Source organism: Terrabacter ginsenosidimutans (assembly GCF_039539425.1).
Classification (GTDB): domain Bacteria; phylum Actinomycetota; class Actinomycetes; order Actinomycetales; family Dermatophilaceae; genus Terrabacter; species Terrabacter ginsenosidimutans.
Genome location: NZ_BAABDC010000005.1, coordinates 214,558 through 227,892 on the forward strand (window position 1 = coordinate 214,558; position 13,335 = coordinate 227,892).

Annotated in this window: 12 protein-coding genes; 1 reads left to right on the forward strand and 11 read right to left on the reverse strand. The window is 72.6% G+C overall.

From position 1 onward, the window contains the following. Positions 1 to 18: 18 nt before the first annotated feature. The 9 genes from tsaD to glmS all read right to left on the reverse strand — a co-directional run bounded on the left by tsaD (position 19) and on the right by glmS (position 9,208). Positions 19 to 1,065 carry a tRNA (adenosine(37)-N6)-threonylcarbamoyltransferase complex transferase subunit TsaD gene (gene tsaD, locus ABD831_RS16005; protein WP_344948754.1) on the reverse strand — a complete coding sequence of 349 codons (1,047 nt, stop codon included), beginning with the start codon at positions 1,063 to 1,065 and terminating at the stop codon, positions 19 to 21. Beyond that, positions 1,062 to 1,568 carry a ribosomal protein S18-alanine N-acetyltransferase gene (rimI, locus tag ABD831_RS16010; protein WP_344948756.1) on the reverse strand — a complete coding sequence of 169 codons (507 nt, stop codon included), beginning with the start codon at positions 1,566 to 1,568 and terminating at the stop codon, positions 1,062 to 1,064. Before rimI ends, tsaD begins: the two co-directional genes overlap by 4 nt. Next, positions 1,565 to 2,278, reverse strand: a complete 714-nt coding sequence (tsaB, locus tag ABD831_RS16015; protein WP_344948759.1) for a tRNA (adenosine(37)-N6)-threonylcarbamoyltransferase complex dimerization subunit type 1 TsaB — start codon at positions 2,276 to 2,278, stop codon at positions 1,565 to 1,567. Before tsaB ends, rimI begins: the two co-directional genes overlap by 4 nt. A 99-nt stretch (positions 2,279 to 2,377) precedes the next feature. Further along, positions 2,378 to 2,842 (reverse strand): tRNA (adenosine(37)-N6)-threonylcarbamoyltransferase complex ATPase subunit type 1 TsaE, encoded by a 465-nt coding sequence (tsaE, locus tag ABD831_RS16020; RefSeq protein WP_344949002.1) that lies wholly within the window; start codon positions 2,840 to 2,842, stop codon positions 2,378 to 2,380. Between the two features lie 5 nt (positions 2,843 to 2,847). Continuing rightward, positions 2,848 to 4,098: an alpha/beta fold hydrolase gene (locus tag ABD831_RS16025; RefSeq protein ID WP_142178751.1), complete on the reverse strand. Its 1,251-nt coding sequence runs from the start codon at positions 4,096 to 4,098 to the stop codon at positions 2,848 to 2,850. Beyond that, entirely contained in the window at positions 4,095 to 5,324 is a 1,230-nt protein-coding gene (gene alr / locus ABD831_RS16030) for an alanine racemase (RefSeq protein WP_344948761.1), read from the reverse strand. Before alr ends, ABD831_RS16025 begins: the two co-directional genes overlap by 4 nt. A 71-nt stretch (positions 5,325 to 5,395) precedes the next feature. After that, a complete protein-coding gene (locus ABD831_RS16035) occupies positions 5,396 to 6,997 on the reverse strand; it encodes a bifunctional ADP-dependent NAD(P)H-hydrate dehydratase/NAD(P)H-hydrate epimerase (protein WP_344948764.1) in 1,602 nt (533 codons plus the stop codon). After that, complete coding sequence (locus tag ABD831_RS16040) at positions 6,997 to 7,347, reverse strand: holo-ACP synthase (protein WP_344948766.1); 351 nt, start codon at positions 7,345 to 7,347, stop codon at positions 6,997 to 6,999. Before ABD831_RS16040 ends, ABD831_RS16035 begins: the two co-directional genes overlap by 1 nt. Position 7,348: 1 nt before the next feature. Continuing rightward, complete coding sequence (glmS, locus tag ABD831_RS16045) at positions 7,349 to 9,208, reverse strand: glutamine--fructose-6-phosphate transaminase (isomerizing) (RefSeq protein ID WP_344948770.1); 1,860 nt, start codon at positions 9,206 to 9,208, stop codon at positions 7,349 to 7,351. Positions 9,209 to 9,271: 63 nt separating this feature from the next. Here glmS and coaA point away from each other — a divergent pair, with 63 nt between their 5' ends. Further along, positions 9,272 to 10,282: a type I pantothenate kinase gene (gene coaA, locus ABD831_RS16050; protein ID WP_344948773.1), complete on the forward strand. Its 1,011-nt coding sequence runs from the start codon at positions 9,272 to 9,274 to the stop codon at positions 10,280 to 10,282. A 120-nt stretch (positions 10,283 to 10,402) separates the two neighbouring features. Here coaA and ABD831_RS16055 read toward each other — a convergent pair whose 3' ends face one another. Further along, the gene (locus ABD831_RS16055; RefSeq protein ID WP_344948775.1) at positions 10,403 to 11,425 is read right to left on the reverse strand and encodes an aggregation-promoting factor C-terminal-like domain-containing protein; all 1,023 of its coding nucleotides are present in this window, start codon (positions 11,423 to 11,425) and stop codon (positions 10,403 to 10,405) included. Between the two features lie 289 nt (positions 11,426 to 11,714). After that, positions 11,715 to 12,953: an RNA 5'-3' helicase PhoH2 gene (phoH2, locus tag ABD831_RS16060; RefSeq protein ID WP_425582840.1), complete on the reverse strand. Its 1,239-nt coding sequence runs from the start codon at positions 12,951 to 12,953 to the stop codon at positions 11,715 to 11,717. Between the last annotated feature and the right edge of the window lie 382 nt (positions 12,954 to 13,335).

Genomic DNA, 13,335 nt, shown 5'->3' on the forward strand with positions numbered 1-13,335 from the left:
AGCCCAGCGGGCGTGAGGCTAAGCCTGGACGAGCGTGACCGGCATGGACGAGTCCGTAGGAAGCCCGAGGTCGCTCGGCTCGCGCCCCTTGGCCACCATCTGCGCCCCCAGCGCCGCGACCATGGCCCCGTTGTCGGTGCACAGACCGGGCCGCGGGACACGCAGGGTCACCCCGGCCTTGTCGCACCGCTCCTGGGCCAGCGCACGCAACCGGGAGTTCGCTGCGACACCGCCTCCGATGAGCAGGTGGTCGACGTCGTGCTCCCTGCAGGCGAGCAGGGCCTTGCGGGTCAGCACGTCGACGACGGCCTCCTGGAAGCTCGCGGCGACGTCCGCGACGGGCACGTTCTCGCCGGCCCGCTGACGGGTCTCGACCCAGCGCGCGACGGCGGTCTTGAGGCCCGAGAAGGAGAAGTCGAAGCGGTGCCGCTCCATGTCGCGGCCCGTCGTGAGGCCGCGAGGAAAGTCGATGGCGATCCGGTTGCCTTCTCGCGCAGCGCGATCCACGTGCGGACCACCGGGGAAGGGTAGGCCGAGGACGCGGGCGACCTTGTCGAAGGCCTCGCCCGCGGCGTCGTCCATCGTCGCGCCGAGCGAGCGCACGTCGTTGGTCACGTCGGGCACGAGGAGCAGCGAGGAGTGACCACCCGACACCAGCATCGCCATGGTCGGCTCGGGCAGCGGGCCGTGCTCGACGATGTCGACGGCGACGTGCGAGGCGAGGTGGTTGACGCCGTAGATGGGCTTGCCGAGGGCCAGCGCCAGGGCCTTCGCCGAGGCGACCCCGACGAGGAGCGCACCGGCCAGACCCGGGCCGGAGGTGACCGAGATCGCGTCGAGGTCGCGCAGCTGCACGCCGGCCTCGCGGCAGGCGCGCTCGATGGTCGGCACCATCGCCTCGAGGTGGGCTCGGCTCGCGACCTCGGGGACGACGCCGCCGAAGCGCGCGTGCTCCTCGACGCTGCTCGCGACGGTGTCGACGAGCAGCGTCTGCCCGCGGACGATGCCCACTCCGGTCTCGTCGCAGGACGTCTCGATGCCGAGGACGAGGGGCTCGTCGATCATGCGTCTCCCTTCGTGACGATCAGGCGCATGACGAGCGCGTCCACGTCGCCTGGTTGGTAGTAGCGGCGGCGCACCGAGATGACCTCGAAACCGGCCCGGTCGTAGAGGCGGCGTGCCGCGTCGTTGTCGGCCCGCACCTCGAGGAGCACCGCGTCGACGCCGTGCGCCGTGGCACGGCGGACGAGCTCGCCGAGCAGCAGGCGGCCGGTGCCGCGCCCCTGGTGGCCGGGCGTCGTGGCGATGGTCATGACGTCGGCGACGTCTCCCGAGAGGTCGAGGCCGGCGTACCCCGCGATCGTCCCGTCGGAGGTCGTCGCGACGACGTAGTCACGACGAGGTCGTCCGGCGAGCTCGCTCCACCAGGTGGCCTCGGACCACGCGTCGTCCGCGAAGAGCTGCTGCTCGAGCCCGGCGAGGTGGGCGAGGTCGGTCCACTCGAGGTCGCGCAGCAGGACCTCCCCCGGAGGGCGCGGTGGGTGTGTCTGCGGCTGTGCCACGGTCATCCCAGCGTCGACTTCGCCGACGGCGGGGCGGGCGCGACGTCGGGTCGTCGGAGGTAGAGGGGCTCCAGGCCGTCGAAGCCGTGGCCCGGGTCGACCCACTGCAGCCCGACCGCCGGTGACGCCGAGCCCTCGCGGAGACGACGGGCCGCGAGGTCGGCCAACGCTCCCCCGCTGACGTCGAGGGGCGCCACCGCTCCCGGCAGCGCCTCGGCGTAGAGCGACGGCCCGCGTCCGGCGGTGGACAGGCCACGCACCCCGGGGGGCAGGTCGGCGGCACGCGACACGACGGGCTCGCCCACGCGGCAGGCGCGCGCGTCGTCGAGGACGTACGTCGCGGCATACACCTCCTTGCGGCGGGCGTCCGTCGCGACGAGCAGGTCGCCGCGGCGACCGCCCAGCCACGCCTCGTGGGCGATGGCGTCGAGGCTCGTCAGGCCACGCACGGGCAGACCGAGGGCGAAGGCGAAGGTGCGACCGGTGACGATGCCGACCCGCAGCCCGGTGAAGGGTCCGGGACCGATGCCGACGACCACGTCGGTGACGTCACCGGGCTCGGCCCCGGCGGAGGCGAGTGCCGCGCGGATGTTCGGCGCGAGGTGCTCCGCATGTGCGCGTGCGTCGAGGGTCGTGGACTCCGCGACGACCGAAGCGCCGTCGTGCAGGGCGACGGTGATGGCGGTCGTGGAGGTGTCGATCGCGAGCAGGAGCACGTCGGTCAGGCTATCCGAGCACGCACGGGGTCCCCGAACCCGAGGTCGTATGCCGTGTGTCCGGCCTGTGAACGTGGCCGTCCTCGTGGGCGCGTGGCGTCAGCCGACGGGCGCGAGCGCGTCGAGGACGTCGTCCCAGCGGTCGCCGACCCCGACGAGATGGGCGGTGCGGACGTCGTCGCCGGTGAGGTTGAGCTCGAGGCGGCTCTCGCTCAGCTGCTCGGCGAGGCCGGCGCCCCACTCGACGACGGTCACACTGGCATCGAGGTCGGCGTCGAGGTCGAGGTCGTCGAGCTCGATGGCGCTGCCCAGCCGGTAGGCGTCGACGTGGACCAGGGCGGGGCCGCCGACGAGCGACGGGTGCACCCGGGCGATGACGAAGGTCGGCGACGTGATCGGGCCGCGCACCCCCAGCCCTTCGGCGATGCCCTGGGTCAGGGTCGTCTTGCCGGCGCCGAGGTCCCCGGTGAGGACGAGCACGTCGCCCCCGCGCAGGAGTGAGCCGAGCCGGCGGCCGAAGTCCTGCGTGTCGTCGGTGGTCGCCCACCGCACCTCGCGCTCCATGCCGGTCACGCCCCCTTGGTGCGGGTCTGCTTGCCGCGGCGGGCGCGGGCCAGCTCGGCGGCTTCCTTTTCGAGGCGTCGCTGACGGCGGTTCTTGGCGACGTCGGTGACGATCCGGCGCACCCGCGGCTGCTTGTCGACCTCGATCTGCTCGGCCCGCGCCCGCGCCGACTGGTCGACGAGCTGGACGAGGTGGGCGTTGAGCAGGTCGGGGTGCTCGAGCATGATGACGTGCCCGGCGTCGTTGACGACGATGTGCTCGGCGCCGGGGATGCCCTCGACGATGAGCTCGCTGTGCGACGGGGGCGTCAGGATGTCGTCACGACCGTTGAAGACGAGGACCACGGCGTGCCGGAACTCGAGCAGCGCGGGCCGCTTGTCGAAGCCGTCGAAGGTCTGGAGGTAGTCGTTGACGACGTCGAGCGGTGTGCCGAGCAGGATGTCGGACGTGTAGCGCACGACCGAGCGCGGCACGGGCGAGGCGAACGAGTTCTGCTCGACCATGAAGTGCTCGATGTCGCGCCCGACCCGGCGGATGCGGGTGAACAGCTCGGGCCGGTTGCTGAGCGGTCCGAGCACGCCGGGCCCAAGCCGCTCGAGCATCTGCCGCCCGAAGGTGGCGACACGGCCACCGTTGGCGAGCATGATCCCGCCGGGGCTCGTGGCCACGAAGGCGGCCCCGACGACGCGCTCGATGACGAACTGCGGCTCGTGCTCGCCGAGGGCGAGCATCGTCATGCCACCCATCGAGTGCCCGACGAGCACGATGTCCCCCTCCGGCACGAGCTCGTCGATGACGGTGTGGAGGTCGTGTCCGAGGCGGTCGATCGTGTAGCTGTCCTTCTCGCCACGACCCGAGCGACCGTGGCCCCGCTGGTCCCAGCTGACGACGCGGTAGCCGGCCTCCTTGAGGGCCCGCCGCTGGTAGACCCAGCAGCGGAGGCTGAGGCAGTAGCCGTGCGTCAGCACGACGGTGGGCAGCTCGTCCGGGCGGCTGTGCCGCGTGGTGCCGTCGGCGGCCTGGCGGGCGGCCGCCTCGGTCGGGAGGTCGATCTCGACGTGGAGCGGGACGCCGTCGTCGGTGAGCACGACGTGCTCCTCGTCGGGCGTGATGTCGAGCAGCTCGGGAGTCTCGAGCGCCTCCATGGCGGCACGGTGCTTGCCGGCCCGGTCCGCCGCGATGCCCGCCGCGACACCGGCCGCGACACCGAGGGTGGCGGCGGCGATGCCGAGGACCGGATTGCGACGCGGGCTCATGCGTCGTCCCGCGGCGCGCCGACGTGGAGCCGGGGCACCCGGGCGCCGATCCGCGTGACGATCTCGTAGCTGATGGTGTCGGTCGCGTCGGCCCAGTCCTGGGCCGTCGGCTCACCGGGCGCTCCGCCGAAGAGGGTGACGACGTCACCGGCACGGGCCTGCGAGTCGGGTCCCAGGTCGACGACGAACTGGTCCATGCAGACCCGTCCGGCGATCGTGGTGCGGCGGCCGTCTACGAGGAGGGGCCCGACGTTGGTCGCGTTGCGCGGCACGCCGTCGGCGTAGCCCGCCGGCACGAGCCCGACGACCGTGTCGACCTCGGGGACGTACGCATGGCCGTAGCTGATGCCCTGGCCGGCCGGGAGCGCCTTGACGAGCGCGAGCCGCGCCCGGAGCGTCATGACGGGGCGCAGGCCGAAGTCGTCCTCGACCTGCGGCACGGGTGTCAGGCCGTACATCGCGATGCCCGGGCGCACGAGATCGGCGTGCGCCGAGGGGTGCACGAGGGTCGCGGCCGAGTTGGCCAGGTGGCGCAGCTCGGGCCTGATGCCGGCCCGCTCGGCCTCGGCGACGGCTTCGAAGAAGCGCTCCTGCTGGGCCAGCACGGTGGGGTGCTCGGGAGAGTCGGCGTGCGCGAAGTGGGTCCAGATGCCGACGACGGTGACGGAGCCCTCCGTCTCGAGGCGGCGCGCGTGCTCCACGAGCGTCGTCCAGTCGGCGCCGTAGGCACCGCCGCGGCCCAGTCCGGTGTCGACCTTGAGGTGGACCCGCGCGGTGCGCCCGAGGGCCGACGCGGCCGCCGCGATCTCGTCGAGCACCCAGGGCGCCGACGCGGAGAGGTCGATGTCGCGCCTGACGGCGCCCGCGAAGTCTGCGCCGGGAACGCTGAGCCAGGTCAGCAGGCGCGTCGTGAGGCCCGCGTCGCGCAGCTCGAACGCCTCGGCGAACTGGGCGACGCCGAGCCAGGTCGCTCCGCCGCGCACTGCGGCACGGGCGACGGGCAGCAGCCCGTGGCCGTAGGCATCGGCCTTGACGACGGCCATGAACTCGGACGCCGGGGCGAGGGCGCGGAGCGTGCGGACGTTGCTCTCGAGCGCGTCGAGGTCGATCTCGGCCCACACGGTCAGGCCGTGGGTCTCCGGTGCGGCCTCGGGCGGGTGCGCGGGCGTGCGCGGAGCCGGGTCCGTCGCGGTCCGGTCGGCGTCGGAGGCGTCGATCTCGCTCATGCGTGCAGTCTCGCAGTTCGTCAGGGCTGTCCGGGAACCGGGCGTGGCGGCGGGGTCGCCGCGGGGCCGGCTCAGCCCGGAGCGGACCGTCCCCGGGCCAGCAGGTCCCGCACGGTCGGGCGTATGCCGTGTGCCACGGCGAGCGCCCGAAGCGGGCCGCCGCCGGAGACCCGGTCGGCGGTCACCCCGTGAACGAGCGCGCCGAGCGACGCCGCGTCGTGGGGCGACAGGCCGGCCGCGAGCAGGGCGCCGATGACACCGGAGAGCACGTCGCCGGCTCCGGCGGTGGCGAGCCACGGCGGGGCGTCGGCCTGGGAGCGCACGGGCTCGCCGTCGGTGACGACGAGGGTCGTGGCGCCCTTGAGCAGCACGGTGGCGCCGGTCAGGGCGACGAGGCGACGGGCATGTCCGAGCGGGGCACCCTTGACGTCGTCTGCGGTGACCTCGTGCTGGGCGTCATCGCCGCCGTCACCGGAACCGCCGACGGGACGCCCGGCGCCACTCCCGCCTGCCGAGGCTCCGGAACCGCCCTGGGTCCCGTCATCCGTACCGGCCGACGGCGCCTCGAGGCGGGTCAGGAGCCGGGCGAGCTCACCGGCATGGGGCGTCAGGACCGTCGGCGCGGTGCGGCGCCCGTCGACGAGCGCCAGTCCCCCGGCGTCGACGACGACGGGGAGGTCGCTCGCCAGGGCGGCACGTGCGGCGTCGAGCTGGGCGCGGGCCGCGTCGTCGGCGGTCTCGGTGTCGAGACCCGGTCCCACGACCCAGGCCTGGACCCTGCCCTCACCCATGACCGCCTCCGGCACGGCCTGGTGCACGAGCCCCACCGGGGTCGGCGTGCCGACGTAGCGGAGCATCCCGACGCCGGCCTCGGCGGCCGACGTCGTGCACAGCACGGCCGCGCCCGGGTAGGCCTCGCTGCCGGCCACGACGCCGAGGACGCCGCGGGAGTACTTGTCGTCGCCGCTGCCGGGCACGGGCCACAGGGCGGCGACGTCGTCCCACGTCAGTCGCTCGACGGCGGCCGCCACGTCCGCCAGGTCGATCCCGATGTCGACGACGGTGAGGCGCCCGGTGGCGGCCTCACCGGCCGGGAGCAGGTGGACCGGCTTCGGGGTGCCGAAGGTGACGGTCTCGTCGGCCCACACGGCGTCGTCCTCGCCCTCCTCGCCGGCTGGGTCGAGCCCGCTCGCGAGGTCGACGGCGATGACCCAGGCGTCGTCGTCGACCGCGTCGACGAGGCGCGCGGCCTCCGGTCGGAGTCCGGGGCGACCGCCGATGCCGACGATGCCGTCGAGCACGAGGTCTGCCTCGGCCACGACGTCGGCCACGGCGTCCGGGTCGTCGGCGGCCACGTGGACCATGACCCCGGCCGCCTCCGCGGCGGCGAGACCCGCAGCGTGCACGCCGGAGCGGCCCGCCGTCGGGACGAGGACCACGGCGCAGGCGAAGCCCGACTCGGCGAGGTGGGCGACGGCATACAACGTGTCCCCGCCGTTGTCGCCCGCTCCGACGAGCCCGACGACGGTGGTGCCGTCGGTGTCGGCGAGACGGGCCGCGGCGACCTCGGCGAGGCCGAGAGCGGCTCGGGACATGAGCTCGCCCTCGGGCAGCGCCGCCATGGCGGTGGCCTCGGCGGCCCGGACGGCCTCGACGGAGTGTGCGCGGATCATCAGCCCTCCGCGATGACGACGGCCGACGCGACACCCGCGTCGTGCGACAGGGAGACGTGGAAGGAGTCCACGCCGAGGTCGTTGGCGCGCGCCAGCACGGTTCCGCCGATCTCGAGCGAGGGGCGCCCGTCCTCGCTCGTCACCACCCTCGCGTCGGTCCAGTGCAGTCCGACGGGGGCGCCGAGCGACTTCGCCAGCGCCTCCTTGGCAGCGAACCGCGCCGCGAGGGAGGCGATGCCGAGGTGGCGCTCCTCGATGGTGAAGAGGCGCTCACGCAGCGCCGGGGTGCGCTCGAGGGTCGCCTCGAAACGCTCGATGTCCACGACGTCGATGCCGACCCCGACGATCACGTCACTCGACCGTGACCGACTTGGCGAGGTTGCGCGGCTGGTCGACGTCGAGACCCTTGGCCGTCGACAGCCACAGCGCGAACAGCTGCAAGGGCACGACGGTGAGCAGCGGCGCGAGCAGCGGCGACGTCGCGGGCACCCGGATCACCTCGTCGGCGAACGGCACGACTGCCTCGTCGCCCTCCTCGGCGATGACGAGGGTGCGGGCGCCGCGGGCGCGGATCTCCTGGATGTTGCTGACGACCTTGCCGTGCAGGCCGTGCTCGCTCGTCGGGGACGGCACGACGACGAAGACGGGCTGCCCCGGCTCGATGAGCGCGATCGGCCCGTGCTTGAGCTCACCCGCGGCGAAGCCCTCCGCGTGGATGTAGGCGAGCTCCTTGAGCTTGAGCGCGCCCTCCATGGCTATCGGGTAGCCGACGTGCCGGCCGAGGAAGAGCACCGAGCGCGTGTCGGCCATGAACTTCGCGATCTCCTTGACCCGGTCCATCCGGCCGAGGAGGGTCTCGATCTTGGCCGGGACGCCGGCCAGCTCCTTCATGACGGACTGCGCGTCGTCGGCGTAGGAGCCGCCGCGCAGCTGCGCGAGGTAGAGGCCGAGGACGTAGCAGGCCGTGATCTGCGCGAGGAACGCCTTCGTCGACGCGACCGCGATCTCGGGCCCGGCGTGCGTGTAGAGCACGGCGTCGGACTCGCGCGGGATCGTCGAGCCGTGCGTGTTGCACACCGACACCGTGATGGCGCCGAGCTCACGGGCGTGCTTGACGGCCATCAGCGTGTCCATCGTCTCGCCCGACTGGCTGATCGAGACGACGAGCGTGCGCTCGTTCACGATCGGGTCGCAGTAGCGGAACTCGTGCGCGAGGGCGACCTCGACGGGGATGCGCGTCCAGTGCTCGATGGCGTACTTCGCGACCATGCCGGCGTACGCGGCGGTGCCGCACGCGACGATGGTGATCCGGTCGACGGCCTTGAGCTGCTCCTCGGAGATGCTCATCTCGTCGAGCACGAGCCGACCGTCGGCGTCGGTGCGGCCGAGCAGCGTGTCGGCGACCGCGTGCGGCTGGTCGTGGATCTCCTTCTCCATGAACGTCGCGTAGCCACCCTTCTCGGCGGCGGCGGCGTCCCACGTGACCTCGTACGCCTTGCCCTCCGCGGGCGTGCCGTCGAAGTTGATGACGGAGGCGCCCTCGGGCGTGATGGTGACGATCTGGTCCTGCGCGAGCTCGAGCGCGTGGCGCGTGTGGCCGATGAAGGCGGCGACGTCGGAGCCGAGGTAGTTGGCGTCGTCGCCGAGGCCGACGACGAGGGGGCTGTTGCGACGCGCGCCGACGACGACGCCGGGCTGGTCGGCGTGGATCGCGAGCAACGTGAACGCGCCCTCGAGGTCTGCGACGACGGCCCGCATCGCGGCGGTCAGGTCGTGTTCACGCTCGTAGGCAGCGGCGACCAGGTGCGCGACGACCTCGGTGTCGGTCTCGCTCGTGAAGTCGACGCCGTCGGCGAGCAGGCCCTGCTTCAGGGCGTGGAAGTTCTCGATGATGCCGTTGTGGATGAGGGCGAGCTTGCCGTCCCTGCCACCGCGGTGCGGGTGCGCGTTCTGGTCGGTCGGGCCGCCGTGCGTGGCCCACCGCGTGTGCCCGATGCCGGTCGTCGACGTCGGGAGCGGGTCCGCCTCGAGCTCGGTCACGAGGTTGGCGAGCTTGCCCGACTTCTTGCGGGTCTCGACGTGGTCGCCGTCGAGCAGGGCCACGCCGGCCGAGTCGTAGCCGCGGTACTCGAGGCGGGCCAGACCCTCCATGACGACGTCGAGAGCCGTCCCGTCGTCGGTCCGTCCGACATACCCCACGATTCCACACATGAGATCCAGCCTAGGGGAACCCGCGAGGGGCCGACGCCACCCTGGGCCGTCGCGTCCGCAAGAATGTCCCCCGTGTCGGAGCCATCCAGCGGTATCGACGGAAGCGGCGCCACCGGGAGCAACGGCACCAACGGCGCTGCGATCCCGTCGCCCTACGTCGAGTTCGACCGGTCCGCGTGGTCCCGGTTGCGCGAGAACCACCCGCTCAACCTCGACGACGCCGACCTCGCCCGACTGCGGGGACTCGGCGACCGCGTCGACCTCAACGAGGTCGAGGAGGTCTACCTCCCCCTGTCACGCCTGCTCAACTTCTACGTCGGGGCGACGCGGCAGCTGCACCAGGTGACGAGCGACTTCCTCGGGGAGCGACCCGCCAAGACGCCGTTCGTGATCGGCGTGGCCGGGTCGGTGGCCGTCGGCAAGTCGACGACCGCCCGCATCCTGCGCGAGATGCTGGCGCGCTGGCCCGACACTCCGCGGGTGGCGCTCGTCACCACCGACGGCTTCCTCTTCCCGAACGCCGAGCTCGAGAAGCGGGGACTGCTGCAGCGCAAGGGATTCCCGGAGTCCTACGACCGGCGGGCGCTGCTGCGCTTCGTCGCCGAGATCAAGTCCGGCCGGGCCGAGGTCACGGCGCCCGTCTACTCGCACCTGACCTACGACATCGTCCCGGGCGAGCGCATCGTCGTGCGCCAGCCCGACGTGCTCATCGTCGAGGGCCTCAACGTCCTGCAGGCGCCCCAGGTCCACCCCGTGCGGGGCAGCGGCCTGGCGGTCAGCGACTTCTTCGACTTCTCGGTCTACGTCGACGCCTGGGTCGACGACGTGCGCAAGTGGTACGTCGAGCGGTTCCTGCGCCTGCGCGAGACCGCCTTCTCCGACCCGGACTCGTACTTCCACCGGTATGCCGTGCTCTCCGACGAGGAGGCCGTCGCCACCGCCAACCGGATCTGGCGCGAGATCAACGGGCCGAACCTCGTCGAGAACATCCTGCCGACGCGCTCGCGCGCGAGCCTCGTGCTGTCCAAGGGCGACAACCACGAGGTCCGCCGGGTGCGCCTGCGCAAGATCTGACCCGTCCGGGCCACCCGCTCGGTCGACGAACACGCGTATGCCGTGCGGCGGGCTCCCTCAGGAGCGCGCCACACGGCATACGGAAACGGTCACGACGAGTGGGACGTGACCCGTGTCAGGTCAGTACCAGTGCGGCGAGCGGGCCTGCCACGTGGACCACGCGTTGCACGGGTTGCCGTAGGACATCTCGATGTACCAGAGGCCCCACTTGATCTGGGTCAACGGGTTGGTCCGGTAGTCGGAGCCGAACTGCGACATCTTGCTGGCCGGGAGGGACTGCGGGATGCCGTATGCGCCGGAGCTCGCGTTCTCGGCGGACCAGCGCCAGTCGCTCTCGCCCGTCCACAGGTTGACGAGGCAGTTGTACTGCGCGTCGCTCGACCAGCCGTGGTCGGCCATGAGGACGCGGGCGGCCGACTTGGGGTCGTCCTTGGCGTTGTCGATGACGCGCTGGCGCTCCTTGGCGAGCGCGGCGCGAGCGGCAGCCTTGCGGGCGAGCTCGGCCTGCTTGGCTGCCTCCTGCTTCTTCTTGGCCTCCAGCTCCTTGGCCGAGCGCAGGCCGGTCGCGGCGATGGCGGTGCGACGCTCGTTGCGCGAGACGGAGGCAGCGGCGCGATACGTCGTGTCGACGGTCGAGGCGCGGGCCAGCTCGTCGGTCTGCGCCACGACACCGCTGCCGACGACGAACGCCGCAGCGTCGGCACCGATGAGGTTGGTGGCCTTGGCGTAGGCGAAGCCCGAGGCTCCGAGGCCCAGGGCGAGCGCGCCGGCCAGGATCGGTCGACCGACGTGGCGCTTGCGCGGGGCCTGCTTCGCGTGTCGGCTGCTGCGGCTGACGTGCGGCTGCTCGGTCCGCGCGGTCTGCTCCCGGCGCCTGCCCTGCTCGGGGCGCTGGGTGAACGGGGGGCGCTGGCCGTGCTGGGGACGCTCGGCGTGCTCGGCGGCCGACGGGACGACCGGGATGGCGCGGGTGGGGTCGAACGCGCGCCGTGCGCCGGAGCTCTCCGGACGCGAGGTGCGTGGGACCGCCGGGACCTCCTCGTGCCGGGCCGTGCCGGACCGCGCCGAGGAGGGGGCGGGGTTCGGGCGCGGAGCGGTCGAGGGGGCCGGAGCGTTGCGATGCCGGCCTTCATACCGTGCCATGAACAGACGTCACGCCTTCCTGATGTCGGGGGTGCGCCCGGCGCGGACGTCTCCGGGCGACGGCCCGTCGACGGCTGCGCCCGACGTGAGTACACGATCCCGGCCGATGGCGCTCACACCCCATGGTGAGCGTTACCGTTCCGAGATCTTCCAACCTGACACGGTGCCAGTCGATCGCAACAGGAGCAAATCGACATCCACCGTTGGGACCCCTCGCGCACCCCGAGCGCGTGGCCCAGCGCACAGCGTCCCCGACTTCCGCGCTCGGGGACGCCGTGCGCGGTGTGACTCAGGTCACATCGATTTCTTCGAGCATGTCGGTGACGAGTGCCGCGATCGGGCTGCGCTCGCTCCGGGTCAGGGTCACGTGGGCGAAGAGCGGGTGGCCCTTGAGCTTTTCGATGACGGCCGCGACCCCGTCGTGCCGGCCGACCCGCAGGTTGTCGCGCTGGGCGACGTCATGGGTGAGCACGACCTTGCTGTTCTGGCCGATGCGGCTCAGCACGGTCAGCAGGACGTTGCGCTCGAGGGACTGGGCCTCGTCGACGATGACGAACGCGTCGTGGAGGGAGCGGCCACGGATGTGGGTCAGCGGCAGGACCTCGAGGAGGCCGCGATCCATGATCTCCTCGACGACCTCGGTCGAGACGAGGGCGCTCAGGGTGTCGAAGACCGCCTGCCCCCACGGGTTCATCTTCTCCGCCTCGGTGCCGGGCAGGTAGCCGAGCTCCTGGCCGCCGACGGCGAACAGGGGCCGGAAGACGAGGACCTTGCGCTGGACACGACGCTCCATGACCGACTCGAGGCCCGCGCACAGGGCGAGGGCCGACTTGCCCGTGCCGGCCCGTCCGCCGAGGCTGAGGATGCCGACGTCCGGGTCCAGGAGCAGGTCGAGGGCGATGCGCTGCTCGGCGCTGCGACCGTGGAGGCCGAACGCGTCCCGGTCGCCCCGCACCAGCCGGATCTGCTTGTCGGCCCCGACGCGCCCCAGACCGCTTCCCCGCGGCGAGAGCAGGACGAGCCCGGTGTGGCACGGCAGCTCGGCGGCCCCGGCGTGCTCGATGCGACCGCGGTCGTAGAGCTGGTCGAGCTCGTCACTGGTGACCTCGAGCTCCTGCATCCCGGTCCAGCCGGAGTCGATGCCCTGCTCGTGGCGGTACTCCTCCGCCTCGAGACCGCATGCCGACGCCTTGACGCGCATCGGGAGGTCCTTGGACACGATCGTCACGTCGGCGCCCTCGTTGGCGAGGTTGCGGGCCACGGCGAGGATGCGGGTGTCGTTGTCGCCGAGCCGGAAGCCCGCCGGGAGCGACGAAGGGTCGGTGTGGTTCAGCTCGACGCGCAGGGAGCCGCCGTCGGTGCCGACGGCGACCGGCTTGTCGAGCCGTCCCTGGCTGACCCGCAGGTCATCCAGCAGGCGCAGCGCCTGTCGGGCGAAGTAGCCGAGCTCCGGGTGGTGACGCTTGCCCTCGAGCTCGGTGACGACGACGACGGGCAGGACGACCTCGTGCTCGGCGAACCGCAGCATCGCCCGTGGGTCGGACAGGAGCACCGACGTGTCGAGCACGTACGTCTTGTGCTCGGGCTCGCGCTGCCGAGCCGTCGTGCGTGTGGCCGTGTTCGTGGCCGTGGTGGCGCGTGTGGAGGCCGCGGCCGGCTTGGTGGTCGTGCTGGCGGGGTCCGACGTGACCTGACGGGTCGTACGTGCCATGTGCCACTCCCTACGCGGCGCGCCTCGCGCGCCTAGTCGCTCCCGAGATGCCGGGCGGCCACCAGAGGGTGGCGTCGTGCCCGGCCCTCCGTCCTGAGCGATCGCTCCATGGGTGGGCCTCCTGGCAACGTCCGACGGGTGTCGGCCGTTGGGACGACGGTACGACCCGAGGCCGGGCCCGACGCGGATTGAACGTCGT

Bases quoted from the DNA above. Each gene is read 5' to 3' on its own strand.
- tsaD (WP_344948754.1), bottom strand. From the start codon at position 1,065: ATGATCGACGAGCCCCTCGTCCTCGGCATCGAGACGTCCTGCGACGAG.
- rimI (WP_344948756.1), bottom strand. From the start codon at position 1,568: ATGACCGTGGCACAGCCGCAGACACACCCACCGCGCCCTCCGGGGGAG.
- tsaE (WP_344949002.1), bottom strand. From the start codon at position 2,842: ATGGAGCGCGAGGTGCGGTGGGCGACCACCGACGACACGCAGGACTTC.
- ABD831_RS16025 (WP_142178751.1), bottom strand. From the start codon at position 4,098: ATGAGCCCGCGTCGCAATCCGGTCCTCGGCATCGCCGCCGCCACCCTC.
- alr (WP_344948761.1), bottom strand. From the start codon at position 5,324: ATGAGCGAGATCGACGCCTCCGACGCCGACCGGACCGCGACGGACCCG.
- ABD831_RS16035 (WP_344948764.1), bottom strand. From the start codon at position 6,997: ATGATCCGCGCACACTCCGTCGAGGCCGTCCGGGCCGCCGAGGCCACC.
- glmS (WP_344948770.1), bottom strand. From the start codon at position 9,208: ATGTGTGGAATCGTGGGGTATGTCGGACGGACCGACGACGGGACGGCT.
- coaA (WP_344948773.1), top strand. From the start codon at position 9,272: ATGTCCCCCGTGTCGGAGCCATCCAGCGGTATCGACGGAAGCGGCGCC.
- ABD831_RS16055 (WP_344948775.1), bottom strand. From the start codon at position 11,425: ATGGCACGGTATGAAGGCCGGCATCGCAACGCTCCGGCCCCCTCGACC.
- phoH2 (WP_425582840.1), bottom strand. From the start codon at position 12,953: ATGCTGCGGTTCGCCGAGCACGAGGTCGTCCTGCCCGTCGTCGTCGTC.